The sequence below is a fragment of the Actinomadura meyerae genome (assembly GCF_900188445.1).
Classification (GTDB): domain Bacteria; phylum Actinomycetota; class Actinomycetes; order Streptosporangiales; family Streptosporangiaceae; genus Spirillospora; species Spirillospora meyerae.
On the sequence record NZ_FZOR01000014.1, the window covers coordinates 127,586 to 152,949 of the forward strand.

Sequence of the window (25,364 nt, forward strand, 5' to 3'; positions counted from 1 at the left end):
TGGAGAGAGCCCCAGACCATGCAGCGTTCCGATTACCTGCTGTCCCAGTTGGACGTCCTTGAAGCCGAGTCGATCCACATCTTCCGGGAGGTGGCGGCCGAGTTCGAACGGCCGGTGCTGCTGTTCTCGGGCGGCAAGGACAGCCTGGTGATGCTGCGCCTCGCCGAGAAGGCGTTCTGGCCGGCGCCGATCCCGTTCCCGGTGATGCACGTCGACACCGGGCACAACTTCCCCGAGGTCATCGAGTTCCGCGACCGGCGGGTCGCCGAGCTCGGCGTGCGGCTGGTGGTGGCGTCGGTGCAGGACGCGATCGACAGCGGCCGGGTCGCGGAGCAGAAGGGGCGGCGGGCGTCCCGGAACCGGCTGCAGATCGTGCCGCTGCTGGACGCGATCGAGGAGCACCGGTTCGACGCGGCGTTCGGCGGGGCGCGGCGCGACGAGGAGAAGGCCCGCGCCAAGGAGCGGGTGGTGTCGTTCCGGGACGAGTTCGGCCAGTGGGACCCGAAGAACCAGCGCCCGGAGCTGTGGAACCTGTTCAACACCAAGATCGAGCAGGGCGAGCACGTCCGGGTGTTCCCGCTGTCCAACTGGACGGAGCTCGACATCTGGGACTACGTCCGGCGGGAGGAGCTGGCGCTCCCCTCGATCTACTTCGCGCACTCCCGGCGCGTGTTCGAGCGCGACGGGCTGCTGCTGGACGCCGAGACCGGGTACGCGAACCGCGGCGACGACGAGCCGGAGTTCGAGGCGACCGTCCGGTACCGGACGGTCGGCGACGCGTCCTGCACGGGCGCGGTGAAGTCGTCGGCGGCGACGCTGGACGAGGTGATCGAGGAGATCGCGGCGACCCGGATCACCGAGCGCGGCCAGACCCGCGCCGACGACCGGACCAGCGAGGCCGCGATGGAGGACCGCAAGAAGGAGGGCTACTTCTGATGGCCGGCAACGAGGAGCCCGCGGGCAAGCCGATGGACCTGCTGCGGTTCGCCACCGCCGGCAGCGTCGACGACGGCAAGTCGACGCTGATCGGCCGGCTGCTGTTCGACTCCAAGTCGATCTTCGAGGACCAGCTGGAGTCGGTGGAGCGCACGAGCACCGAGCGGGGCGAGGAGTACACCAACCTCGCGCTGCTGACCGACGGCCTGCGCGCCGAGCGGGAGCAGGGCATCACGATCGACGTGGCCTACCGCTACTTCGCGACGCCGCGCCGCAAGTTCATCATCGCGGACACGCCGGGGCACATCCAGTACACCCGGAACATGGTGACGGGCGCGTCGACCGCCGACCTGGCGATCATCCTGGTGGACGCCCGCAAGGGCATCCTGGAGCAGTCGCGCCGGCACGCGTTCCTGACGACGCTGCTGCAGGTCCCGCACCTGGTCGTGGCGGTCAACAAGATGGACCTCGTCGACTACGACCGCGGCGTGTACGAGCGGATCGTGGACGAGTTCACCGCGTTCGCGTCCAAGCTGGACGTGACCGACCTGACGTTCGTGCCGATCTCGGCGCTGCACGGCGACAACGTCGTCGAGCGCAGCGGCAACATGCCCTGGTACGAGGGGTCGTCGCTGCTGCACCACCTGGAGCACGTGCACATCGCCTCCGACCGGAACCTCATCGACGTGCGGTTCCCGGTGCAGTACGTGATCCGGCCGCACGCCTCGACGGACCCGGAGCTGCACGACTACCGCGGCTACGCGGGCCAGGTCGCGGGCGGCGTGCTGAAGCCGGGCGACGAGGTCGTGCACCTGCCGTCCGGGCTGACCACGCGGATCACCGCCATCGACGGGCCGCGCGGCCCGGTGGAGCAGGCGTTCGCGCCGATGTCGGTGACGCTGCGCCTCGCCGACGACATCGACATCTCCCGCGGCGACATGATCGCGCGGCCGAACAACCGGCCCGAGGTCGCGCAGGACCTCGACGCGATGGTCTGCTGGATGACCCCCGACCGCACGCTCACGCCGCGCTCGAAGCTGGTCATCAAGCACACGACCCGCACCGCGAAGACGATGGTGAAGGACCTGCACTACCGGCTGGACGTCAACACCCTGCACCGCGACGAGGCGGCGACGGCCCTCGGCCTGAACGAGATCGGCCGGGTGTCGCTGCGCGTCACGCAGCCGCTGTTCGTGGACGACTACGGCCGCAACCGCCTCACCGGCGGCTTCATCCTGATCGACGAGGCCACCAACAACACCGTCGCGGCGGGCATGATCCTCGGGGCGCGGTAGCGGCGTGAAGGCGCTGGTGCTGGCGGGCGGGTCGGGGTCCCGGCTGCGTCCGATCACTCACTCGTTCGCGAAGCAGCTCGTGCCGGTGGCCAACAAGCCGGTGCTGTTCTACGGCCTGGAGGCGATCCGGGACGCGGGGATCCGCGAGGTCGGGATCGTCGTCGGCGACACCGCGGCGGAGATCCGCGCGGCGGTCGGCGACGGGTCCCGGTTCGGCCTGGACGTCACCTACCTGCCGCAGGACGCGCCGCGCGGGCTGGCGCACGCGGTCCTCATCGCCCGGGAGTACCTCGGCGACGACGACTTCGTGATGTACCTCGGCGACAACTTCATCGTCGGCGGCATCGCCGAGCTGGTGGAGCGGTTCCGTGAGGAGCGGCCCGAGGCGCAGATCATGCTGACCCGGGTGTCGGATCCGCGCGCGTTCGGCGTCGCGGAGCTGGACGAGGCCGGCCGGGTCGTCGCGCTGGAGGAGAAGCCGGAGCGGCCGAAGAGCGAGATGGCGCTGGTCGGGGTGTACCTGTTCAGCCCGGCGGTGCACGCGGCGGTCGCGGAGCTGCGGCCGTCCCGGCGCGGCGAGCTGGAGATCACCGACGCGATCCAGTGGCTGATCGAGCACGGCCACCGGGTCGAGTCGACCGCCATCACCGGCTACTGGAAGGACACCGGCAACGTCACCGACATGCTGGAGGTCAACCGGCTGGTGCTGGAAGGCGTCGAACCCTGTGTGGAGGGTGAGGTCGACGGGGCGAGCGAGCTGATCGGCCGGGTCGTGGTGGAGAAGGGCGCCCGCGTCGCGGGGTCCCGCATCGTGGGCCCGGCGATCGTCGGCGCGGGTTCGGACATCCGCGACTCCTACGTCGGGCCCTTCACCTCGATCGACCGTGACTGCGCGGTCCTCGACAGCGAGATCGAGTACTCGATCGTGCTGTGCGGCGCGTCCATCGACGGCGTCGGGCGCATCGAGTGCTCGCTGATCGGACGCGAGGCGCAGGTCACGCCCGCCCCCCGGGTGCCGAAGGCGCACCGGCTCGTCTTGGGAGACCACAGCAAAGTGCAGATCAGCAAATGAGCGCCCCGCGGAGCGGCGCCCCGCGGGTGCTCGTCACCGGCGGCGCCGGGTTCATCGGCTCGCACTACGTCCGGGAACTGGCCGGCGGCGCCTACCCGGAGTGGGCGGGCGCCGAGGTCACCGTGCTGGACAAGCTCACCTACGCGGGGAACCTGCGCAACCTGGAGCCCGCCGAGGGCGGGTACACGTTCGTGCACGGCGACATCTGCGACGCCGAGCTGCTCGCCGGGCTGGTGCCCGGGCACGACGTGGTGATCAACTTCGCGGCCGAGTCGCACGTGGACCGGTCGATCGCCAGCGGCGCGGAGTTCGCCCGCACGAACGTGCTGGGCGTCCAGGCGCTGATGCAGGCGTGCCTGGACGCGGGGACGCCGCGGGTGGTGCAGGTGTCCACCGACGAGGTGTACGGCAGCATCGACGAGGGGTCCTGGGACGAGGACGCGCCGCTCGCGCCGAACTCGCCGTACTCCGCTGCGAAGGCGGGCGGGGACATGATGGCCCTCGCCTACGCGCGCACGCACGGGCTGCCGGTGTCCATCACCCGCTGCGGCAACAACTACGGGCCGTACCAGTTCCCGGAGAAGGTCATCCCGCTGTTCGCGACGAACCTGCTGGACGGGCGCACCGTCCCGCTGTACGGCGACGGCGGCAACGTCCGCGACTGGATCCACGTGGCCGACCACTGCCGCGGCATCCAGCTCGTCGCCGAGAAGGGCGCGCCGGGCGAGGTCTACCACATCGCGGGGACGGCGGAGCTGACGAACCTGGAGCTGACGGGCCGGCTGCTGGCGGCGCTCGGCGCCGGCTGGGACCGGGTGGAGCGCGTCGAGGACCGCAAGGGCCACGACCGCCGCTACTCGCTGTCGGACGCGCGGCTCCGCGCGCTCGGGTACGCGCCGGAGGTCCCGTTCGAGGAGGGGCTGGCCGCGACCGTCCGCTGGTACGCCGAGAACCGCGACTGGTGGGAGCCGCTGAAGAAGCGGTCGGAGGACGCGCGGTGACCTGGCTCGTCACCGGCGCCGGCGGGATGCTCGGCACCGACCTCGTCGCGCGGCTGCGCGCGGACGGCGCCGAGTGCGTCGCGGCGGGACGGGACGTCCTGGACGTCACCGACCCGGCGGCGGTGCGCGCGGCGCTGCTGCGGTACCGGCCGGCGACGGTGGTGAACTGCGCGGCGTGGACCGCCGTGGACGACGCGGAGGAGCGGGAGGGCGACGCGCTCGCGGTGAACGGCGCCGCCCCCGCGGCACTGGCCGACGCGTGCGCGGGCACCGGCGCCAAGCTGATCCAGATCTCCACGGACTACGTGCTCGACGGCGCGGGCCGCGAACCGTACCCGGAGGACGCCGTCCCGGCGCCGGTCAACGCCTACGGCCGCACGAAGCTCGCGGGGGAGCGGGCGGTGCTCGGCTACGAGCGCGGCTACGTGCTGCGGACGGCGTGGCTGTACGGCGCGCACGGGCCGAACTTCGTCCGCACGATGATGCGGCTGGCGGCCGAGCGCGACGGCGTCGAGGTGGTGGACGACCAGGTCGGGCAGCCGACGTGGACGGGCGACCTCGCGGACCGGATCGTCGGGCTGGCCGCGTCCGGGGCGCCGCCCGGGGTGTACCACGGCACGAACGCGGGCCGGACGACCTGGTACGGGCTGGCGCGCGAGGTGTTCGCGCTGCTCGGGCTCGATCCCGGGCGGGTGCGGCCGACGACGAGCGACCGGTTCCCCCGTCCGGCGGCGCGTCCGGCGTTCAGCGTCCTCGGGCACGACCGGTGGGCGGCGGCGGGGCTGCCGCCGATGCGGGACTGGCGCGCCGCACTGCACGCGGCCTGGCCGGCCCTGCTGGACGCGCGGAGCCCGGCGGCCCCGGCCTGACCGGCGGCCCGCCCGTCAGGCGGGCAGGCCGAGCTTGGTGTAGTAGTCCAGGCATTCCTGGTAGTCGGGCAGCAGGCCGCTCTCGCGCGCCTCCATCAAGGTGGGGGCCTGCGCGTCCTTGCCGGACAGGACCGGCGCGATGTCCGACGGCCACTGGATGGCGAGGTCGGGGTCGAGCGGGTGCACGCCGTGCTCCCGGCCGGGGGCGTACGGTTCCGAGCACAGGTAGACGACGGTGGCGTCGTCGGTGAGCGCCATGAAGGCGTGGCCGATGCCCTCGGCGACGTACAGGCAGGAGCGGTTCTCCTCGTCCAGCCGCACGGGTTCCCACTGGGCGAAGGTGGGGGAGCCGACGCGCAGGTCGACGACCACGTCCAGGATCGCGCCGCGGACGCAGGTGATGTACTTGGCCTGGCCGGGCGGGACGTCGGCGAAGTGCACGCCGCGCAGTACTCCGCGTGACGACACCGAGCAGTTCGCCTGGGCGAGGTTCAGGCCGTGCCCGAGCCGGGCGCGGAGGTCCTCGGCGCGGAACCACTCGTGGAACGACCCCCGCTCGTCGCCGTGTACGCGGGGGTTGAACAAGTACGTACCTTTAATGCCGAGTGGATCCACATACGCAAGAATGCCACACGGTTCCCCGTAGATTTGGACGTCACTGTGAGAGCACACCCTCCCCGAGTGCTTCGGTCCGCCGCGGGCGGCGCGGCGGTGGCACTCGTGGTTCTGACAGGTCCGGCGGCGATGGCGGCACCGAAGCCGACGCCGACACCGTCACCGGCCGTGACGAGCACGGCCCCCGCCAAGGCCCGCTTCCGGCCGACCGACCCCCGCCTCGCCCGGCCGGCCGCCATGGTCGCCGGGATGGCGCACCCGGACATCTGGTGGACGGTCGCGACGGCGGGCGGCAGGTCCATGCTGTTCGCGCTCGACACCAAGGGCCGCACCCGCGCCGCCTACACGCTGGCCGGCGCGTCCCCCGGCGCCCGCCTGGACGCCGTCACGGTCGTGAAGAACTCCGCCGGTGAGGCCGGGCTGTTCGTCACGGAGCTGAACGCCGGGCAGAGCGGCGCCTTCACCCTGCACCGGATCGCCGAGCCCGCCCAGCTGTCGGGCGGGACGCTGCCGGTCAAGTCCTTCAAGGTGGCCTACCCGGACGGCGGCCACGCCGCGAACACCCTCCTCGCCGACCCCGACGAGAGCCGGCTCTACGTCATCACCACGGGCGAGGACTCCGCGGCCGTCTTCGCGCTGCCCAGCGTCCTCGGCCCCGGCAAGAACGCGCTGACCAAACTGCGGAGCCTGCCGTTCCCCGTCCGCGGCGGGCAGTTCGCCCGGGACGGCCGGGTCGTCCTGAAGTCCACCGCGGACGTGCGGGTCCTCGGCGGCATCCGCGAGGACGCCGGCCAGGTCGTGCGGACCGCGGCCTCGATGGCCGGGAAGGCGTTCGGCGTCACCTCCGACGGCAAGCAGGTGCTGCTCGCCGGGGGCGGCCTGCGGCCCGTCTTCCGGTCGGTCGTGCTGCCCGAGCCGAACGCGGCCACGCGGGCGCGGCCGACCATCTCGCTGCCGGCGACGGAGCGCGCCGCTCCCGTCACGATCCCCGACAAGTCGGGGCTGCCCGGCGGGGTGCTCGGCACCGGCGCGCTCGCCGGCCTGGTGCTGCTGGGCGTGCTCGCCGGGGGCTTCTACCTACGGGGCCGGCGGCAGGGCTGAGCCGCCGGGCCCGCCGCCGAGCGCGCGGTCGTCGACCTCGGCGCGGACCGTGACCGGCGGGGCGGCGGCCGGCGGCGGGTCGCCGCCCTGGCGGCGCAGCGTCTCCGCCCACGCGACCATGAGCAGCAGCCAGGCGCTCGCCACGTTGGCGGGGGCGGCGAGCCCCTCGGTGGTGATGCTGTCGACGAGGAAGAAGGCGAGCAGGCCGAGCAGCATGCCGGAGTCGGCGCGCAGCGTCCGCTGCCGGGACATCAGCAGCAGCACGAACCCGAGCGTCATCAGCAGCGCCGTGAACGCCGCCGTGCCGACCACCCCCTGGTCGACCAGGGAGTTGACGAACGCGTTGTGCCCGCCGCCGAGGCCGATGTCGTCCAGGAAGAGCCCGCGGGACGCGCCCAGCCCGTGCCCGAAGAACGGCTCCTCGGCGAAGGCGTCCATCGCGAACGTCCACAGTTCGGTCCGCGAGTTCAGCGAGGCCAGCTTCTCCGCGGACTCGCCGCGCGCCACGAACGCGAGGATCTTGTCGGAGAAGGCCAGCACCGCGACGACGGAGATCGCCGCGCCGAGCACCACCACGTCCACCCGGCCCTTGGGCCCGCGCGCGGCGGCCAGCAGGACGACCAGCCCGGCGGCGCAGCCCAGCGCGGCGCCGCGCGTCCCGGTCGCGACGAGCGCGCCGGTGAGGATCCCCAGCGCGGTCAGGTAGACGGCGGGATGCCACAGCCGGTCCCGCGGCGTCGTCCAGCGGATCAGGTAGCCGACCGTCAGCAGCACGGCGACCGCGAGGTAGATCCCGGCCTGGACGGGGTGGACGTACAGCCAGTTGAACCGCTCCTCGGTGTGCGCGGTGCGCGGGAACGGGTGCGCGACGCCGATCCCGACCGACGCCACCACGATCGCGATGAACGCGTGCGAGAGCCGCCGCAGGTCGGCGGGCGTCGCGCGGGTCGCCAGGCACTGCGCCAGCAGCATCGTGATCACCAGCTGGGTGCCGCGCACGATGCCGAGCGACTTGTAGGGCGACCACAGCGCCGAGAAGGCGGCGTACCCGACGAACAGCCACGCCGACAGCAGCAGCCCGGAGACGCGCCGCCGCGGCGGCCGCAGCCCGAAGCCGTTCACCAGGTACAGCGCCGCCAGCCCGTAGACGGCGATCTCCGCCAGCACGGTCAGGTCGGCGCTGCCGCCCACCGCCTGGTCGACCTCCCGGCTCCGCAGCTTGTAGTCGCTGGCCAGCATCAGCGCCAGCGGCAGCGTCGCGGCCCACCAGCCGGCGCTCGGCGCCGGCGGCCTGCGACGCGGGAACAGGCCCCTAACGGTGGTCATGGAAGGCTCCCGGCTCACTGAGGACGCGACCAAGAATACGGGTGCGGGGCCGGTGTCCCCGCTGTCGCGCCGGGGCCGGCGAGGACGGGCCGCCGCCCCGGCCGGGCGGCGGCGTCAGGACGTCCAGGCGCCGATGTGCCGGGTGCCGGGGCGCTTGCCGAGCAGCTTCGCGACGGCGGGCGGCAGCGGGACCGCCGCCTCGGCGTCGGCGGCCGCGCCCAGGGTGCGTTCGAGCGTGCCCCCGGCCCCGGCGGCCGCGGGGGACTCGTGCATTCGGCCCCGCGCCTCCTGCCCGGTCACCGACCGGAACCGGCCGAGGTCGTCGTAGGACTTGCCCATCCACACCACGAGGGCGCGCGGATCGCTCGCGTCGGGCCGGACGTAGACGTTGCCGTTGACGGTCAGGCCCATCTCGCTCGCGGACCGCTCGTTGGTGTGGTCCTGCACGCAGAGCAGGCAGGGGCTGCCGGGCCGGGGGTCGGCGAGCGTGTTGTTGCTGACGGTCGTCCGGCCGATCCGCCAGGTCATCTCCGGGTCGGGGCCCTTCCGGCGGGGGTCGCGGCCCGGCGTGCCCGGGTCGTCGGGGCTGCGGGCGTCCTGGACGATGCGGATCGTCCGCCCGTTCCCCGCCAGGGAGTTGTTCCACACCTGCACGCCGGAGGTGTTGTTGATCTTCAGTCCGTCGCCGCCGTTGCCGGTGATGACGTTGCCCGCGACGACGGCCTTCGCGCTGAGCTCCAGGGAGACGCCGTGGTCGGCGTTGCCGGTGATGCGGGCGCCGGTGAGCGTGATGTCGTAGACGGACTCGTCCATCCACACGCCCTTGCCGAGGTTGCCGGTCACCACCCCGTCGGTCACCGCCACCTTCCGGGACCGGGTGACCTTGATGCCGCCGGAGACCGGCGAGTACTTGAAGTGCTCCAGGTTGTTCTCGGTGCTGCGCACCTTCTCCAGCCGCAGGTCGTCGGCCTGGTTGGCGTGGACGCCGAGCATCCCGTTGCGGGTGGTGGTGACGCGCCGGACGCGGGCGCCGGACGCGAGGACGCTCAGGCCGGTGGTGGCCGAGTCGGTGACCGCGACGTTCTCCACCGTGACGTTCGCGCCCGTGACCTTCACGGTGCCCATCCGCGGCAGCGCGGTCGCGTAACGCCGCACGCCGATGCCGCGCAGCCGCGACCCCGCGCCCGCGATGGTGATCGCCTCGCCGAGCGTGCTCGCGCGGACGTCGTGGCCGCGCGGGTCGGAGCCGAGGTAGAGCCGGCGGGCCCGCTCGTCCACGTAGAAGCGGCCGCCCTTCACCTCGTCGAGCGACCCGACCTGCCGCTGGGGCACGCCGTCCACCCAGACCTGGTCGGGGTGCGCGGCCATCGGGTGGTCGGGCGAGACGAACTGGAAGTCGCTGTCACGGCTCGGCTTCGCCCCGGCGGTGTAGGTGGGGCTGGAGTCGAACGCCGCCGTCCAGCCGTCGCGGACCCATGCGCCGTCCGCCGCCCGCCAGCCCGCGACGGGCGTGCTGCCGTCGAACCACACCGCTTCGCGGGGGTGCGGCTGGATCGTCAGCCGCTTGCCCGCCGGGACGGTCGCGCTCTGGTGGTAGACCCCGCCGCGCAGGACGATCGTGCCGCCCGGGCGCGCCTTCGCGATGGCGCGGGCGAGCGTGCGCAGCGGACGGTCGCGGCCGCCGTCGGCGTCGTCCTCCCCGGACGGGGAGACGAACAGCGCGCCGTCCGGTACCCGGTAGTCGGTGCTGCCCACCGGGGCCGCGCCGGGCGGGCCGTCCGCGTTGCCGGGGGCCGGGACCGCGTCGTTGTCCCCGGGGATCTGCCAGCCGAGCAGGCCGACGCCGAGGACGAGCGGCAGCGCGAGGACCCTGACGATGGCGCGGCGCGGAAGCGGCGCGCGCTGCGGGTGACGTGGCATGGCGTGACGTGTTCCTTTGCCCCCGGGAATCTCACTCAGAACGTACCCACGCCGGGCCCGCCCGGCCACCCCGCCGGATCAGCGCTGCAGCGAACCGGTGAACAGGGCCGTCTTGTGCTGGTCGTCGAACTTGACGCCGATGACGACCGACTTGTAGCCGCTGGACGGCAGGTCGAAGGCGTAGGACGCCGACTTCTGCCCGCCGGCCGCCACCGTGCCGTAGAAGTCGTTGATGTCGGCGTAGGAGGTCGGCCGCGCCTCGGCCTTGCTCGGGCCGTACCTGGCCACCACGCGGACCTTGTTGAGGTCGAGCGGCTGCGCCGAGCCGTTGGTGAAGCGGAGCGTGAAGATGGTGAGCACCCGGCCGGTCAGCTCGCCGGGGCCCTTCGCCTTGTTCTTGACGTAGCGGATGCCGCTGATCCGCACGCTGATCTTGTCGTTGTAGACGACCGGCTTGCGCAGCCCCTCGGAGGACTTCAGGTCGAGCGAGCCGGGCGCCGCGTTCGCGGACTCCTCCGGCTGCGTGCTCGGCGGCGGGGGCGGGGCGCCCTTGTCCTTCTTCTCTCCGCCGTCCGAGCAGCCCGTCACCGCCAGTGCGAGGGCCAGCACCGCCCCCGTCGCGACGAGATGCTTGCGCGGACGCGCTCCCCGTTGGGACATGCGGCATTCTCCTCGAACCGTGAATGAGGGGTGAGTGACCGGAATAGGACCGGTACCGGAAAAAGTCAAACGGTGGGGTGAACAGTGTAGAGCCGGGGCCTCCGTTACTCTGCCTTTACTCCGGTGACCGTGGGGGCCACCGGAGCGGAAGTTCAGGGGACCGACTCAGTGAGATCTGTACCTTCGCATCGCCGCGTCTCGCGCGTCCGCAGAACGGCGATAGCCGCAGTCACCGCTTTCTCGGCCGCACTGCTCGGGGCCTCCGTGCCCGCGGGCGGTGCCGCGGCCGACACCGACCCGCCGCCGGGGACGCCGGCGACGGTCAGTGCCGACCCGCTGCCGACGTGGCAGGTCGACGGTGTCGTGTGGAGCATGACGACGGTCGGCAACACCGTCTACGCGACCGGCAACTTCACCAAGGCGCGCCCGCCGGGGACGGCGGCGGGCAGCGCGCAGGAAGTGGACCGCAAGAACATCCTGGCGTTCGACCTGACGACCGGGAACCTCGTCACGTCGTTCGACCACTCGCTGAACGGCCAGGGCCTGCGGATCGTGGCGTCGCCGAGCGGCGACCGCGTCTACGTCGGCGGCGACTTCACCTCGGTCGACGGGCAGCAGCGCAACCACGTCGCGGCCTTCGACACCGACACCGGCGCGCTCGTCGCCGGGTTCGCGCCGAACGTCTCGGCGAAGGTGCGCGGCATCGCCGCGACGGACACGACGGTCTACCTCGGCGGGAACTTCTTCAACGTCAACGGCAAGTCGCGGACGCGGCTCGCGGCCGTGAAGGCGTCGGACGGCGCCAACATCGACACCTGGCGGCCCACCGCCGACGACGACGAGGTGTTCGCGCTGGCGATGGCGCCGGGCGACCAGCGCGTCATCATCGGCGGCCGGTTCCAGAAGCTGAACGGCGTCCAGCAGGTGGGCGTCGGCGCCGTCAACGCCACCGACGGCGCGTCCGCCACCTGGACGAGCAAGCCGATCCCGACGCGGGACGGCAGCCGCTACTCCTACGTGACCGACTTCTACGTGCAGGGCGACACGGTGTTCGCCTCGGCCAACGGCGAGGGCGGCCACTGGTTCGACGGCCGGTTCGCGGCCAAGGCCGCCAACGGCGACCTGGTGTGGCTGGACAACTGCTACGGCGCCACGTACGGCATCTTCGCCCAGGACCAGTCGGTCTACAGCGTGTCCCACGCGCACGACTGCGCCTCGCTCGGCGCGTTCCCCGAAGAGAGCCCGCAGCGCTGGCAGCGCGCTCTCGCCGAGACGGCGTACCCGACGGGCACCGACCAGGCGCCGCCCGGGACGGGCAGCCACTACAGCGGCCAGCCGGTCCCGAGCCTCTTGCACTGGTACCCCAGCCTCGCCATGGGGACGTTCACCGGGCAGTACCAGGCCGCCTGGGCGGTCACCGGCAACGACCGCTACATCGCGCTCGGCGGCGAGTTCCCCCGCGTGAACGGCAAGGCGCAGCAGGGGCTCGTCCGGTTCGCGCTGAAGGCCGACGCCCCGAACGAGACCGGCCCGGACGCCGGGGAGCTCGGCACCCCGACCGCGAAGGCCATGGCCGACGGCAGCGTCCGCGTCGCGTGGAAGACCACGTGGGACATGGACAACGCCACGCTGAAGTACGAGGTGCTGCGCGACGGCGGCACGACGCCCATCGGCAGCGTCGAGAAGCCGTCCAACTTCTGGGAGATGCCCACCGCGGCGTTCCTCGACCGGACCGCCGAGCCGGGCAGCTCGCACACCTACCGCGTCCGCGCGGTCGACCCGGCGGGCAACGCCGTCACGAGCAGCGCCTCGAACTCCGCGACGGCCGGCAGCGGCACGCCCGGCCCGTACTCGGCGGAGGTCGGCGGGGACGGGCCGTCCGCCTACTGGCGCCTCGGCGAGAGCAGCGGCCCCGCGTCCGACTACGCCGGGGCGAACGACCTCACGCTCGGCTCGGGCACGACCCGCTCCCAGGCGGGCGCGCTCTCGGACGACCCCGACCGCGCGGTGCGCTTCGGCGGGGGCTCCACCGGCACCGCGGTGAGCGGCAAGGCGCCCACCCCCGGGGACTTCAGCATCGAGGCGTGGGTGAAGACGACGTCCACCTCCGGCGGGAAGATCATCGGGTACGGGAACGTCACGAGCGGCAACAGCGACAAGTACGACCGCCACCTGTACATGACCAACAACGGGCGCGTCGTCTTCGGCGTCTACCCCGGGGCCACCAAGACGGTGGAGAGCGCCGCGGGCCTGAACAACGGCCAGTGGCACCACGTCGTCGGCACCCTCTCCGGCAGCGACGGCATGAAGCTGTACGTCGACGGCGCCCAGGTCGCCGCCGACCCGTCCGTCACGGGCGCGCAGAGCTACGCCGGCTACTGGCGCGTCGGCGGCGACAACCTCAGCGGCTGGCCGAGCGCCCCGTCCAGCGGCTACCTGAACGGCACCCTCGACGAGGTCGCCGTCTACCCGAGCGCGCTGACCGCGGCCCAGGTGACGCGCCACCACGGCGTCGGCACCGGCGCGGTCCAGCCGAACCAGCCGCCGACCGCGGCGTTCACCTCGTCCTGCGACGAGCTGGCGTGCGCCTTCGACGGGTCGGGCTCCGCCGACTCCGACGGATCCGTCGCGAGCTACGCGTGGGACTTCGGCGACGGGCACACCGGCACCGGCGCCACGCCGTCGCACACCTACGAGTCCGCCGGGAGCTACAACGTCAAGCTCACGGTCACCGACGACCAGGGTGCGACCGGCGAGGTGGTGCACGCCGTCACCCCGACGTCCAGCACGCTCGCGCAGGACGCGTTCGGCCGGACCGTCGCCGACGGCTGGGGCACCGCCGACATCGGCGGCGAGTGGGCCCGCAACGGCTCCGGGGGCGTCCTGTCGGTCAACGGCACCGGGCAGGTCACGCTGGGGACGCCCGGCAACACCGGCGGCGGCTACCTCGGCTCGGTGTCCGAGCAGGACACCGACCTGTCGTTCACGCTGGCGGTCGACAAGGAGGGCACCGGCAACGGCGTGTACGTGTGGGCCGCCGGCCGCCGGGTCCCCGGAGCCGGCGACTACCGGGCGCGGGTCAGGCTCCGGCCGTCCGGCGTGGTGTCGTTCCAGCTGAGCCGCACCGACGCGAGCAACGCCGAGACGGTCATCGTGGCGGAGCAGAACGTCGCCGGGCTGACCTACGCGCCGGGGCAGCGGCTGCGGCTGCGGTTCCAGGTCACCGGGACGGCGCCGACGACGCTGAAGGCCAAGGTGTGGGCCGACGGCGCCACCGAGCCCGGCTGGCAGCTCACCGGCACCGACAACACCGCCGGGCTGCAGGTCGCGGGCGCGGTCGGGATCCGGACGCAGCTGGCGGGCAGCACCACCAACGCGCCCATCGTCGTGTCGGTGGACGACCTGAAGGCCGTGCGCGCCACCGGCTGACCGGCCGACGGCCGCGGCGGAAATGGCGCGGACGCTCGAAAGCGCCCCGGGGTTTACGCCTCGGGGCGCTTTTTTCTGCTAATCCCCACATCTGGACTTCGGTCACGATTTCATAAGGTGCCCGATCCGGTGCCGCCGGCGGCCACTAGGATTCCCGGGTCGGAGTGACCGCAGGGGTCACGCGGGCCTTATGCGCTAGGGGATGCGACTCGTGAGAGCTCTTTTGCGTCAGCGCCGGAGCGGCACGCGGGTGGGTGTGGCGGCGGCCGCCGCGCTCACGCTCGCGGGCGCCTCCTACATGCCGGCCGGTGCCGCGGCCGCGGACACCGCGCCGCCGTCCGGCACGCCGGCGACGGTGAGCGTCGATCCGCTGCCGACGTGGCAGGTCGACGGCGTCGTGTGGAGCATGACGACGGTCGGCAAGACCGTGTACGCGACCGGCAACTTCACCAAGGCGCGCCCGCCGGGCACGGCCCCGGGCAACGCCAAGGAGGTGACCCGGAAGAACATCCTGGCGTTCGACCTGACGACCGGGAACCTCATCACCTCGTTCAACCACTCGCTGAACGGGCAGGGCCTGCGGATCACGGCCTCCCCCGACGGCAAGCGGGTGTACGTCGGCGGCGAGTTCACCACCGTCGACGGCAAGGCGCACAGCCGCCTCGCCGCGTTCGACACCGCGACCGGCAAGCTGGTCGACGCGTTCGCGCCGAAGGTGTCCAACAAGGTGCGCGGCATCGCGGCCACGAACTCCACCGTGTACTTCGGCGGGAACTTCTTCAACGTCAACGGCAAGTCGCGGACGCGGCTCGCGGCGGTGAAGGCGTCCAACGGCGCCAACGTCGACACCTGGCGCCCGACCGCCGACGACGACGAGGTGTTCGCGCTGGCGATGGCGCCGGGCAACGAGCGCGTCATCATCGGCGGCCGGTTCCAGAAGCTGAACGGCGCGCAGCGCGTCGGCATCGGCGCCGTCAACGCCACCAACGGGGCGTCCGCCACCTGGACCAGCAAGCCCATCCCGACCCGGCAGGGCTCGAAGTTCTCCTACGTGACCGACCTGTTCGTGTCGGGCGACACGGTGTTCGCCTCGGCCAACGGCGAGGGCCTCCACTGGTTCGACGGCCGGTTCGCCGCGAAGGCCGCCAACGGCGACCTGGTGTGGCTGGACAACTGCTACGGCGCGACCTACGGCATCTTCGCCCAGGGCCAGTCGGTCTACAGCGTGTCCCACGCGCACGACTGCTCCTCGCTCGGCGCGTTCCCCGAGGCCACCCCGACGCGCTGGCAGCGGGCGCTCGCCGAGACCAGGGTCGCCACGGGCACCGACAAGGCCGCCCCGGGCAGCAACAGCAACTACCGCAAGCAGCCCGTCCCGACCCTGCTGCACTGGTTCCCCACCCTGGCGATGGGGTCCTTCACCAAGCAGTACCAGGCCGCCTGGGCGGTCACCGGCAACTCCGAGTACATCGCCATGGGCGGCGAGTTCCCGAAGGTGAACGGCAAGGCCCAGCAGGGTCTCGTGCGGTTCGCCGTGAAGGCCAAGGCGCCGAACAAGTCGGGGCCGCTGGCCTCCGAGCTCGCCGCGCCGACCGCCTCGAAGTCGGCCCTCTCCAAGAAGATCACCGTGTCCTGGAAGGCCACCTGGGACATGGACAACGCGTCGCTCACCTACGAGGTCCTGCGCGACAAGGGCACCACGCCCATCGCGACGGTGAAGAAGAACTCCAGCTTCTGGAACCTGCCGAAGATGAGCTTCACCGACGCCAACCCGCCCAGCGGCAAGCACACCTACAAGATCCGGGTGAAGGACGCCTCGGGCAACACGATCACCAGCGCCGCCTCCAAGTCGGTCGGCTGACCGTCCGCGCGTGAGTCGCGCGAGGCGCGCGAGCAGCGCATGAGAAGCGCCCCCCGGCGATCCGCCGGGGGGCGCTTCTCTGTGTCCGTTGCGTTCGTGTCCGTGAGGTTCGTGTCCGTTACGTTCCGCGCCCCGCCGGCCGGTGTCCACAATCGGCCAGCGGGGCGGAACGGTCACTTCGGCCGGACGGTCTTGCGGGACAGCCGCCGCGCCACCAGGTCCTCGCAGAGCCGCTCGTAGGAGTCGGCCACGTCGTCCCACACGTAGCGCTCGGCGGCCCGCTTGCGCGCCGCCGCGCCGCGGTCGGCGGCGGCGCCGGGGTCGGCCTCCGCCGCCTCGATCCGCTCCGCGAGCTCGGCCGCGTCCGCGAAGAAGCGGCCCGCGTCCTCGCCGAGCACCTCGCGGTTGAAGTTGACGTCGAACGCCAGCACGGACGCGCCCGCGCCCATCGCGCGCAGCAGGGACGGGTTCGTCCCGCCGACCGAGTGGCCGTGCACGTAGGTCAGCGCGCCCGCGTACAGGGCGTCCAGGAGGTCCTGGTCCCACACGCCGCCGAGGAAGGTGATGCGCGGGTCGTCGCCCGCCAGCTCCTTCACCTGGGCGGTGTACTCGTCGGCGTAAGGCGCCGACCCCACCACGACGAGCGGCTTCGCGGCCCGGCTCCGGCGGTACCCCTCCACCGCCAGGTGCACGTGGTTCTCCGGCTCGAACCGGGCGACGACCAGGTGGTACCCGCCGGGCTCGTAGCCGGCCTCGGCCAGCTTCGCGGTGTCGGTCCCGGCGAGGATCGGCGCGCCGTAGGGGATGAACACCGACTCCGCGCCGAACCGCTCGCGGTAGTAGTCCTGGATGCCGGCGGCGTCCGCGATGAGCGCGTCCGACCAGCGCACCGCCATGGCCTCGGCGGCCCGGTAGTAGCGCTGGCCCGTCCCGCTCCACTTGGTGCGCTTCCACTCCAGCCCGTCGACGTGCGTCGCGACCGGGATGCGCAGCGTCCGCAGCACCGGCAGCAGCGGCGCGTTGGCGGCGTTGAACACCAGCGCGACGTCCGCTCCCTCCCGCCCGATCTTCCCGCGGAACGCGTGCAGCACCGACAGCCCGGTGTGGCTGAGCGTCTCGGCCACCTTCTTCTCGATGGCGGGCAGGTGGATCAGCCGCATGCCGAGGTACTCGGGCTCGGGATGGCGCTCGCCGCGGCAGTAGACCATGACCTCGTGGCCGCGCGCCGCGAGCCGCCTGCCGATCTCCTCGACCGCCGTCTCGAACCCGCCGTACCGCGCCGGCACCCCGCGAGTACCTACCATGGCGATGCGCACCCTTACCCCCACCTCTTTACGGAATCCTGCCGTTGACGACCCGGCTCAGGGTACGCGCCGGGAGCCGGGCGCCCGGGGCGTAAAAGGCAGTTAATCTAAAGGTCGCGCGAACTGGTACCCCGGGGGCGGGCGCGCCAGAAGGAGGGCAAGTGGCCGAACGGGACGCGAGGTCCACGGACGCGAGGTCCACGGTGGTGCTGGCGCACCCCTCGCCCGACCTCTACGGCTCCGACCGGATGCTCATCGAGTCGGTGCGCTCGCTCGCCTCGCACTGGCGCGTGATCGTCACCCTGCCCGCCGACGGGCCGCTGTCGGAGGCGCTGCGGGACGCGGGCGCCGAGATCGTCGTGCTGCCCGTCCCGGTGCTGCGCAAGGCGTACATGTCGCCGCTCGGGCTCGTCCGGCTCGCCGCCGCCGCCCTGCGCGCGCTGCCGGCGGCCCGGCGGCTGCTGCGCCGCGAGCGCGCCGCCGCCCTCTACGTGAACACCGTGACGATCCCGGTGTGGCTGCTCGCCGGCCGGCTCGCCCGCGTGCCCTCGCTGTGCCACGTCCACGAGGCCGAGGACGGCGTGCCCGGGCCCGTGCGCGCCGCGCTGTCGGCGCCGCTGCGGCTGGCGCGCTCCGTCGTGGTGAACAGCCGGGCCAGCGCCGCCGCCCTCGGCCGTGCCGGGCGCCGCGCCGAGATCATCTACAACGGTGTGGAGGAGCCGCCCGAGGTGGTCCCGCCGCGCGCCGAGCCGGGCCCGCCCGCGCGGATCGCGCTGGTCGGCCGGCTGTCCCCGCGCAAGGGGTCGGACGTCGCGGTCAAAGCCGTCCGGATCCTCCGGGAGCGCGGGTACGATACGACCCTGACCTTGATCGGCAGCGTCTTTCCGGGTTACGAGTGGTTCGAGGACGAGCTGCGCGACCTCGCGGGCGACGACGGCCGGGTGGAGTTCGCGGGCTTCCGCCCCTCGGTGTGGAATTCGTTCGCCGAGGCGGACATCGCGATCGTCCCCTCGCGCGTCGAACCCTTCGGGAACGTCGCGGTCGAGGCGATGCTGGCCGGCCGGCCGGTGGTCGCCAGCGCCACCCAGGGGCTGGTCGAGATCGTCACCGACGGCGACAACGGCATCAGCGTGCCGCCCGACGACCCCGCGGCCCTCGCCGACGGGATCGCCCGTCTGCTCGACGACTGGAACGGCGCGCTGGTGATGGCCAAACGGGCCCGTGCCGACGCCGCCCGGCGGTTCGGCAAGGACCGCTACCACCGCGAGCTGCGGGAGGCCGTCCGCGGCCTGACCCGTCCCGCCTAGCCACCTGTCCGCCGTTCTGAGGACCCAGAGCCCCGATGACAGCACAGACCCCCGCAACACCGGAGATCAGCCTCGTCGAGGCGGTCTGGCGCTACCGGCTGATGTCGCTCGTCATCGTGCTGGCCGCCCTGCTCGCCTCCGTCGCGGCCACGCAGATCCTGTTCGGCGGCGCCACCGCGACCGCCAGGTTCGCCGTCACCGACCCCACGAACAACAACAACGCGCTCCGCGTCGGCGTCGTCTCCGGCCAGGGCTACGCCACCTACACCGCGCAGCGCGCGGTGTTCGCCGGCTCGACGCCGGTGATGGCCCGCGCCGCCCAGATCGTCAAGAGCAAGCGCGGCCCCAACCTCACCGGTGAGCAGCTCCGCGGCCGGGTGCAGACCTCCAGCAAGCCCGACGGCGGCGTGGTGGTGGTGACCGCGAAGGGCGACAGCATGCCCGAGGCCGCGATCATCGCCAACGCGGTGCTGCAGGCCTACCAGGAGGTCACGGTCTCCACCAGCGTGGAGAAGCTCAACGAGCGGATCCAGAACCTGAAGGACCTGGAGGCCAAGGTCACCCAGGACATGGAGCAGCTCCAGCCGGGGAGCCGGGCCTACAAGCTGCTCGCCAACCAGCTCGCCAAGTACCAGGCCGAGGAGAGCGGGCTGCTGTCCGCGCGGTCCAAGAGCAACGACGGCGTCCAGTTCATCGACACCGCCGACCCGACCGCGCCGAACCCCAGCAAGCTGCCGCGCAACGCCGCGATCGGGATCGCGCTCGGCGCGATCCTCGCGTGCATCGTGTCGTTCCTGCGCGCCTCGGCACCGCACCGCGGCGGCCGGTCCCGGCCCGGCCCGGTGCCCGCCGGCGCGCCGGCCGGCCCCGCGCTCGCGGGTCCCGGCGGCGGCGTGCCCGAGCTTCCGGTGGGGCGCGGGTACGACGAGTACCGGGGCCGCGCCGACGACGGCTACGGCATCGAGCCGCCCGCCGCGCCGCCGGCGGGCCGGGGGCGCCGGCCCCGCGGCCGGCAGGCCCCGCCGCCGCCCCCCGCCGACCGGAACGGCCGGCCGCGGCACGCCGACGACGCGGGCCTCGCCGCCCCCTCGGCGTCCGCGACGCAGATGATGCCGGCGGCCCCGCCGCCGCCCCCGGCCGAGCGCGACGCGGGCCGGCCGTCCCGGCTGAACGGCGCGGGCACGGGCTCGTCCCGGTCGGGCTCGGGCTCGGGGTCGGCGTCGCGGTCCTCCTCCGGGACGTGGGGGACGCGCGTCGCGAGCAAGAACTCCGGCGCGTCCGCGAAGCCGCCGCGCCGGGGCACGCGCGCCAAGGGCCGCGCGGGCGACTCCTCCGCGGAGGACGACACACGCCCGGCGGCGAGTCCGGCCGCCGACCCGCTGCTCGGCGGCGACGACCCCACCCGCACCGTGGAGGACCTCACCTTCGTGACCGATGAGCAGCTGCTCTCGGCCACCCGCCCGTCGACCGGGCGGACCCCGTCGTCCTCGTCGTCTTCGTCCACGCCCTCGTCCGGACGGTCGTCGAGCCGCTCGTCCGGCCGCTCGTCGCGGTCCTCCTCCGGCAAGGCGAAGTCCGCGGAGCCCGCGACCGGCCGTGCCGCGGCCTCCGACGCCGAGCCGGCGTCCGCGGCGGAGGGCGAGGGAAAAGAGGACTCGTCCCTGATGCGCTACGACGCGGACAGGTGAGTCCGGAGGCGCCGGAGAAGGGCGTGGCGAAGGCCGGCGGCATCGCCGGGAAGGCGGGGCGGCTGCTCGCGTCGGCGGGCGGAGCCGTCACCGTGCAGTTCGTGACCGCCGGCGGGAGCCTGGTGGTCCAGGCGCTCGGCGCGCGGACGCTCGGCGCGTCCGGCTACGGCGCCTACGCGCTGTTCTTCGCCGTCATCATCATGATCACGGCGGTGCAGACGAGCTGGGTCGGCGACACCCTCACCGTCTTCGACCGGTTCGACCCGCGCATCCGGGGCGCGCTGATCCTGTCCGTGGCGGGCACGGTCGCGGCCGGGTCGGCGGCGGGGGCGCTCGTCGCCGCGCTGATGGGCCTGGCCGGGCCCGGCACCATCGGCGTCTTCGCGCTGCTGGTGGCGCTGTGGCTGCTGAACGAGACCGGCCGGCGGATCTTCACGGCGCGGATGGAGTTCTGGCGGCTGGCCGCCAACGACGTCTGCTACCTCGGCACGACGCTCGCGGTCCTCGGCGGCGCGCTCGCCCTCGGCGCGGACGCGTCCGTCGCGGTGCTGCTCGGCGCCATGTGCGCGGGGTGCGTCGCGTCGATCACGCTCGCCCGGCTGCGGCTCCCCGCGCGGGAGTACGCGCGGGCCCCGCTGCGCGGGACCGCGTTCCGGGAGATCCTGGAGTTCTCCGCGTGGCGGTCCGTCCAGGCCGGGATCCGGCCGACCGCGCTGCTGCTCGCCCGCGTCATGATCGCCGGTTTCGGGTCGACGGCGGCGCTCGCCGGGGTGGAGGCGGCGCGGCTGCTGCTCGCGCCCGCGCTGACGTTCGTCAACGGCGCCGGCTGGTTCCTGCTCGGCGACTTCGCCAAGGCGGAGCGGGCCGGCACGCCCATGCGGGCCCGGCAGGCGGTGCGGGCCTGCTCGCTGATGGCGGGCATCGCGCTGGTGATGAGCCTCGCCGGGATCCTGCTGGCCGGCTGGCTCGGCCCGGTGGTGACCGGCGGCTCGTTCGAGGTGGACGCGGTCGCGCTCGGCGGCTGGGGCGTCTACGCGGTGTGCTTCGCCTGCACGCTGCCGCTGGCCAGCCTGGCGACGGCGCGCAAGCTGTCGCGGTCGGTGTTCGTCATCCGCGGGGTGGAGAGCGCGAGCGGGCTGACCGTCCTGCTCGTCCTGCTGGCCACCGACTCGGGGCACGCCTCGCTCGCCCCGTACTGCCTGGGCGCGGGCGGGCTGGTGTCGGCGTTCATGCTGTGGCGGATGCTGCGCCGGACCGACCCGCCGCGCGGGGGCCGGCCGGCGCCGGAGTCAGCGGACCAGCTCGTCGGCTGAGGCCGCGACCGCGTCCCGTGGCCCCGCCGCGGCGGGGGAGGGGCGGCGGCGCAGGACGAGCCAGGCGGCGACCGTGGCGGACGCGAGGACGACCATCGTCCAGGCGAGGGGGACGGCGCCGACGCCGAACATCTTCAGCGAGGACGCGACCAGGACGAGGGCCAGCACGCGCCGGATGAGCCCGCCCGGCGCCCGCGAGGAGATCTTCGAGCCGAGGTAGACGCCGGGGACGGAGCCGACGAGCAGGGCGGCGGTGACCTCCATGCGGAAGTCGCCGAACAGCAGGTGGCCGATGGCGGCGGCGAACACCAGCGGGACGGCCTGGAGCAGGTCGGTGCCGACGAGCTGGTTGGCCTTCAGCGTCGGGTAGAGGGCGAGCAGCGCGACGATGATGAGCGAGCCGGAGCCGACCGAGGTGATCCCGACGACGAGGCCGCCGACGATCCCGATCAGCACGGTCGGGACGGGCCGGACGGCGACCTCCGGGGCCTCGGCGCCGTCGCCGCCCGCGCGTCCCCGGTGCGCCAGGTAGGCGCGCAGCACGAGCCCGATCGCGGCGATCATCAGCGCGACGCCCATGGCCTTGCTGATCAGGTTCTCGACGGAGTCGCCGTCGCCGAGCGCCCTCGCCAGCAGCACGCCGGAGAACGCGGCGGGCACCGAGCCCGCGCACAGCCAGCCGACCAGCCGCATGTTGATCGTGCCCTGCCGGTAGTGGACCGCGCTGCCCACCGGCTTCATCACGGCGGCGGCGACGAGGTCGCTGGACACGGCGGCGAGCGGGCTCACGCCGAAGAACGTGACGAGCATCGGCGTCATCAGCGCGCCGCCGCCCATCCCGGTCAGCCCGACGATGATGGCGACGAGGAACGAGCCCAGCGCCATCGTCCAATCGAAGTCCATCGGCATGACCTACCTGACATGTAGGAAAACTGCTCTACAGAGTAGAGGACGCCACTCGGGCGTGGTAACCCGGCTATCGATGGACAAACGAGACGGACGGGACGGAAGAGGCAAAACCCGCTATGCGGGGCGGACCCAGCCCCCGTCCACCAGCAGGTCGAGGACCCTGCCGACCGCCTCCTCCGGGGCCATCCGCGAGGTGTCCAGGGTCAGGTCGGCGTCGTCCGGCTCCTCGTAGGGGTCGGAGATGCCGGTGAACTCCGGGATCTGCCCCGCGCGGGCCTTGGCGTACAGGCCCTTGCGGTCGCGGCGCTCGCACTCCTCCAGCGGCGTGGCGACGTGCACCAGGATGAAGTCGCCCACGGCGGACACCATCCGGCGGACCTCGGCGCGGGTCGCCGCGTAGGGGGCGATCGGCGCGCAGATCGCCGTCCCGCCGTGCCGGGTGATCTCCGCCGCGACGAACCCGATCCGGCGGATGTTGAGGTCGCGGTCGGCGCGGGAGAACGTCAGGCCGGCCGACAGCATCCGCCGCACGACGTCGCCGTCCAGCAGGGTGACGGTGCGGCCGCCGCGCTCGATCAGCGCGTCCGCCAGGCCGCGCGCGATCGTCGACTTGCCGGAGCCCGACAGCCCGGTGAAGAACACCGTGATCCCGCGCGAGCGCTTCGGCGGGCGGGCCAGCGCCAGCTCGGCGGCGACGGCCGGCGGGGTGAACCAGTCGGGGACGGGCTCGCCCGCGTCCAGCAGCTCGTTCAGCCGCTCCCGCGTCAGCTCGGCCTGGACGTGGTCGGGCTCGATGCGCGCGACCGGCCGCCAGACCTCCACGTCGGCGTCGTAGGCCCACGGCTCGGGGACGACCAGCGGGATCGCGGTGCCCTCCAGCTCGGCGCCGGCGAGCAGGTGGGTGGCCCCGTAGGCGGCGGCGACGTGCGCGCGCAGCCGGACGTCGCGCTCCTCGTGCTCGGGGCCGGTACCGCGCGGCGGCAGCGGCACCGGGATGACGCGGGCCCCGTCCGGCAGCTCCTTGCGGACGCCCAGCAGCGCCCGGACGAGGGACTCGTCGTGCTCGCCGCCGAGCAGCGGCAGCACGAGCACCCGCGCGCCGAGCCGCTCGGCGACCTGGCGGAGCTGGCCGAGCTGCTTGCGGTGCAGGGGCTCGCGCGTCGCCACGGCGAGCTGCGGGCCCTCGACGGGGTCGAGCTCGTCGGGACGGCGGCGCAGCGAGTGGAACGGGCCGTGCGCGGGGGCGCGCAGGCCCTCCAGCGGGCCGGCGAGCCGCCACGCCTGGGTGGTCGGGTCCTGCCAGGCCTCGGCGACGGTGAGCACGGCGAGCGGCACGCCCTCCGGGTCCTGCAGGACGACCCGCTCGTGCCCGGTCAGCTCCTTCGGGACGGTCAGCGTGACCGGGACCGGCCACGGGGTGCCGTCCGACAGCCGGCCGCCCGCGATCACCATCGCGGTGTCGTAGGAGCCGAGGAAGCCGCTCAGCGGGCGGTACACCCCGGCGAGGAGCAGCTCCAGATCGGCCAGCTCCACCGGGTCGGGGGTACAGGCGGGCAGGTCGCGCAGCGTGTCGGGAAGGCCGGCTTCGGCGGTCACCGCGATCTCCGATCCCGCCCGGCGGCGGGGGAGCCGGGCTCGTCCGTGTCAGTGGGAGTTTCCGCAGGAAAAATACTGCGCCGACCCGGCCCCGCGCACACCCGCCCCGCCCGGCGGCCCCGCCCGGCGGCCCGCTCAGATCACCCGCGCGAACCGGTTCTCCGGCTTGCGGATGACCAGGGTGATCTCGCTGTGGTCGGCGGTGAGGCGGCCCCGGGTGAGCGCGGACACCAGCCGGCACAGCAGCTCGGCGACGCCCGTCCCGGCGCCGAGCGCGTCGATGGCCTGCCGGGAGGTGTACTCCTCGGAGATCACCAGGCCGCGCATCACGCAGTACCAGCGCATGCCCGCACGGGAGGCGACCTTGCCGTACACCGCGGGCGGCGGGCTCGTCCGCACGACCGGGACCGGCCGCGCGGCGGGCCGCGCCTCCGGAGCCGGGTCGGCGAGGGTCCGCGCCCGCGCGCCGGCGCCCGCCTCGGGCCCGGCCACCCGCTCGTCGCCGGGGCTCGGGACGCGGGCGTGCGCGCCGCGCGGGCCCCGCCCGCCGCGGCCGCCGGCCCGGCCGGCGCGCGGCGCCCGGACCGGCCGCGGGCGGCTCCGGCCGCCGGTGCGCAGCCACCGGGGGAGCGTGCGGTCCAGGAAGGCGAACGCGGTGTTGCGGTCGCGCAGGTGGACCAGCAGCAGCCCGCCGGGCTTCAGCGCGGCGACGAAGCGGTCGAGCACCAGCTCGGCGTGCGGCACGCGCTCGATCAGGTACGAGGCGTGCACGATGTCGAAGGCGCGCGGCGGCATCGGCGCGGTGCGCAGGTCGCCGAGGTACCAGGTGTCGAGGTCGGGCCGCTCGCAGGTGTAGGCGCGCAGCTCCGGGGACTCCATGTCGACGCCCGTGACGTGGCGCTCGTGGTCGCCGAGGTCCAGGCCCGTGCCCCAGCCGCAGCCCGCCTCCAGGACGTGGATCCGCTGCAGGGGCTTCTCTTGGGCGTACTGACGGGCGCGTTCTGAGAAGAGATCGCCGTCGCTGAGCGGCGGCGTACGCAGATCGGTCACAGTTCCGCAGCGTAATCGCCCGGATGCGCTCCGTCCGCTATTTGCGCATTCTTGGTCTACGCCGTGTCGCGGCGGACGGGGCCGCGCGCCGGTGCCCTCGACCGCCCCATCT

19 protein-coding genes are annotated in these 25,364 nt (G+C 73.5%); 11 read left to right on the top strand and 8 right to left on the bottom strand.

Features of this window, described 5'->3' with window-relative positions:
- Window positions 1-18 precede the first annotated feature (18 nt).
- The 5 genes from cysD to rfbD are packed head-to-tail and all read left to right on the top strand — an operon-like array spanning window position 19 to window position 5,173.
- Window positions 19-936, top strand: a complete 918-nt coding sequence (gene cysD, locus CHF16_RS16780; RefSeq protein ID WP_089326979.1) for a sulfate adenylyltransferase subunit CysD — start codon at window positions 19-21, stop codon at window positions 934-936.
- Between the two features lie 32 nt (window positions 937-968).
- Window positions 969-2,231, top strand: a complete 1,263-nt coding sequence (locus tag CHF16_RS16785) for a sulfate adenylyltransferase subunit 1 (protein ID WP_089327024.1) — start codon at window positions 969-971, stop codon at window positions 2,229-2,231.
- A 4-nt stretch (window positions 2,232-2,235) separates the two neighbouring features.
- The gene (locus tag CHF16_RS16790) at window positions 2,236-3,303 is read left to right on the top strand and encodes a glucose-1-phosphate thymidylyltransferase (RefSeq protein WP_089326980.1); all 1,068 of its coding nucleotides are present in this window, start codon (window positions 2,236-2,238) and stop codon (window positions 3,301-3,303) included.
- Complete coding sequence (gene rfbB, locus CHF16_RS16795) at window positions 3,300-4,304, top strand: dTDP-glucose 4,6-dehydratase (RefSeq protein WP_089326981.1); 1,005 nt, start codon at window positions 3,300-3,302, stop codon at window positions 4,302-4,304. Before CHF16_RS16790 ends, rfbB begins: the two co-directional genes overlap by 4 nt.
- Entirely contained in the window at window positions 4,301-5,173 is an 873-nt protein-coding gene (gene rfbD, locus CHF16_RS16800; RefSeq protein WP_089326982.1) for a dTDP-4-dehydrorhamnose reductase, read from the top strand. The genes rfbB and rfbD overlap by 4 nt, the downstream gene beginning before the upstream one ends.
- Before the next feature lie 15 nt (window positions 5,174-5,188).
- Here the strand turns inward: rfbD and rfbC are convergent, their stop codons facing one another.
- Window positions 5,189-5,845 carry a dTDP-4-dehydrorhamnose 3,5-epimerase gene (gene rfbC, locus CHF16_RS16805; protein WP_342750098.1) on the bottom strand — a complete coding sequence of 219 codons (657 nt, stop codon included), beginning with the start codon at window positions 5,843-5,845 and terminating at the stop codon, window positions 5,189-5,191.
- Window positions 5,846-5,956: 111 nt separating this feature from the next.
- Between rfbC and CHF16_RS16810 the strand changes: the two genes are divergently transcribed.
- The gene (locus tag CHF16_RS16810) at window positions 5,957-6,889 is read left to right on the top strand and encodes a hypothetical protein (protein ID WP_089326984.1); all 933 of its coding nucleotides are present in this window, start codon (window positions 5,957-5,959) and stop codon (window positions 6,887-6,889) included.
- On the opposite strand, the gene CHF16_RS16815 is transcribed toward CHF16_RS16810, so the two are convergent.
- The 3 genes from CHF16_RS16815 to CHF16_RS16825 form a co-directional block, all read right to left on the bottom strand.
- A complete protein-coding gene (locus CHF16_RS16815) occupies window positions 6,866-8,215 on the bottom strand; it encodes an O-antigen ligase family protein (RefSeq protein ID WP_089326985.1) in 1,350 nt (449 codons plus the stop codon). The two genes, CHF16_RS16810 and CHF16_RS16815, sit on opposite strands and share 24 nt — an antisense overlap.
- 114 nt (window positions 8,216-8,329) lie before the next feature.
- Window positions 8,330-10,135: a right-handed parallel beta-helix repeat-containing protein gene (locus CHF16_RS16820; RefSeq protein WP_089326986.1), complete on the bottom strand. Its 1,806-nt coding sequence runs from the start codon at window positions 10,133-10,135 to the stop codon at window positions 8,330-8,332.
- A 78-nt stretch (window positions 10,136-10,213) separates the two neighbouring features.
- A complete protein-coding gene (locus tag CHF16_RS16825; protein ID WP_089326987.1) occupies window positions 10,214-10,795 on the bottom strand; it encodes a hypothetical protein in 582 nt (193 codons plus the stop codon).
- Between the two features lie 264 nt (window positions 10,796-11,059).
- Here CHF16_RS16825 and CHF16_RS41415 point away from each other — a divergent pair, with 264 nt between their 5' ends.
- Window positions 11,060-14,224, top strand: coding sequence for a LamG-like jellyroll fold domain-containing protein (locus CHF16_RS41415; protein ID WP_089326988.1), 3,165 nt, complete (start codon window positions 11,060-11,062; stop codon window positions 14,222-14,224).
- 211 nt (window positions 14,225-14,435) lie between these two features.
- The gene (locus tag CHF16_RS16835; protein WP_179271554.1) at window positions 14,436-16,085 is read left to right on the top strand and encodes a PQQ-binding-like beta-propeller repeat protein; all 1,650 of its coding nucleotides are present in this window, start codon (window positions 14,436-14,438) and stop codon (window positions 16,083-16,085) included.
- Window positions 16,086-16,258: 173 nt separating this feature from the next.
- Here the strand turns inward: CHF16_RS16835 and CHF16_RS16840 are convergent, their stop codons facing one another.
- The gene (locus CHF16_RS16840) at window positions 16,259-17,389 is read right to left on the bottom strand and encodes a DUF1972 domain-containing protein (protein WP_089327025.1); all 1,131 of its coding nucleotides are present in this window, start codon (window positions 17,387-17,389) and stop codon (window positions 16,259-16,261) included.
- A 161-nt stretch (window positions 17,390-17,550) separates the two neighbouring features.
- Here CHF16_RS16840 and CHF16_RS16845 point away from each other — a divergent pair, with 161 nt between their 5' ends.
- Genes CHF16_RS16845 through CHF16_RS16855 form a run of 3 tightly spaced genes read left to right on the top strand, consistent with a single transcriptional unit; the run spans window position 17,551 to window position 21,697 of the window.
- Complete coding sequence (locus CHF16_RS16845) at window positions 17,551-18,696, top strand: glycosyltransferase family 4 protein (RefSeq protein WP_245868642.1); 1,146 nt, start codon at window positions 17,551-17,553, stop codon at window positions 18,694-18,696.
- A gap of 35 nt (window positions 18,697-18,731) precedes the next feature.
- Window positions 18,732-20,384 (top strand): YveK family protein, encoded by a 1,653-nt coding sequence (locus CHF16_RS16850; protein ID WP_089326990.1) that lies wholly within the window; start codon window positions 18,732-18,734, stop codon window positions 20,382-20,384.
- On the top strand, window positions 20,381-21,697 hold the full coding sequence (locus tag CHF16_RS16855) for a lipopolysaccharide biosynthesis protein (RefSeq protein ID WP_143228010.1): 1,317 nt from the start codon (window positions 20,381-20,383) through the stop codon (window positions 21,695-21,697). Before CHF16_RS16850 ends, CHF16_RS16855 begins: the two co-directional genes overlap by 4 nt.
- Here CHF16_RS16855 and CHF16_RS16860 read toward each other — a convergent pair.
- The 3 genes from CHF16_RS16860 to CHF16_RS41420 form a co-directional block, all read right to left on the bottom strand.
- The gene (locus CHF16_RS16860) at window positions 21,674-22,600 is read right to left on the bottom strand and encodes a sulfite exporter TauE/SafE family protein (protein ID WP_179271555.1); all 927 of its coding nucleotides are present in this window, start codon (window positions 22,598-22,600) and stop codon (window positions 21,674-21,676) included. The genes CHF16_RS16855 and CHF16_RS16860 overlap by 24 nt on opposite strands.
- Window positions 22,601-22,720: 120 nt before the next feature.
- On the bottom strand, window positions 22,721-24,202 hold the full coding sequence (gene cysC / locus CHF16_RS16865) for an adenylyl-sulfate kinase (protein WP_089326993.1): 1,482 nt from the start codon (window positions 24,200-24,202) through the stop codon (window positions 22,721-22,723).
- Between the two features lie 135 nt (window positions 24,203-24,337).
- Entirely contained in the window at window positions 24,338-25,252 is a 915-nt protein-coding gene (locus CHF16_RS41420; RefSeq protein WP_245868645.1) for a class I SAM-dependent methyltransferase, read from the bottom strand.
- Between the last annotated feature and the right edge of the window lie 112 nt (window positions 25,253-25,364).

Excerpts from the sequence above, each read along its gene's own strand:
- cysD (WP_089326979.1), top strand. The coding sequence starts at position 19 with ATGCAGCGTTCCGATTACCTGCTGTCCCAGTTGGACGTCCTTGAAGCC.
- CHF16_RS16785 (WP_089327024.1), top strand. The coding sequence starts at position 969 with ATGGACCTGCTGCGGTTCGCCACCGCCGGCAGCGTCGACGACGGCAAG.
- rfbB (WP_089326981.1), top strand. The coding sequence starts at position 3,300 with ATGAGCGCCCCGCGGAGCGGCGCCCCGCGGGTGCTCGTCACCGGCGGC.
- CHF16_RS16815 (WP_089326985.1), bottom strand. The coding sequence starts at position 8,215 with ATGACCACCGTTAGGGGCCTGTTCCCGCGTCGCAGGCCGCCGGCGCCG.
- CHF16_RS16820 (WP_089326986.1), bottom strand. The coding sequence starts at position 10,135 with ATGCCACGTCACCCGCAGCGCGCGCCGCTTCCGCGCCGCGCCATCGTC.
- CHF16_RS16825 (WP_089326987.1), bottom strand. The coding sequence starts at position 10,795 with ATGTCCCAACGGGGAGCGCGTCCGCGCAAGCATCTCGTCGCGACGGGG.
- CHF16_RS16840 (WP_089327025.1), bottom strand. The coding sequence starts at position 17,389 with ATGGTAGGTACTCGCGGGGTGCCGGCGCGGTACGGCGGGTTCGAGACG.
- CHF16_RS16850 (WP_089326990.1), top strand. The coding sequence starts at position 18,732 with ATGACAGCACAGACCCCCGCAACACCGGAGATCAGCCTCGTCGAGGCG.
- CHF16_RS16860 (WP_179271555.1), bottom strand. The coding sequence starts at position 22,600 with ATGGACTTCGATTGGACGATGGCGCTGGGCTCGTTCCTCGTCGCCATC.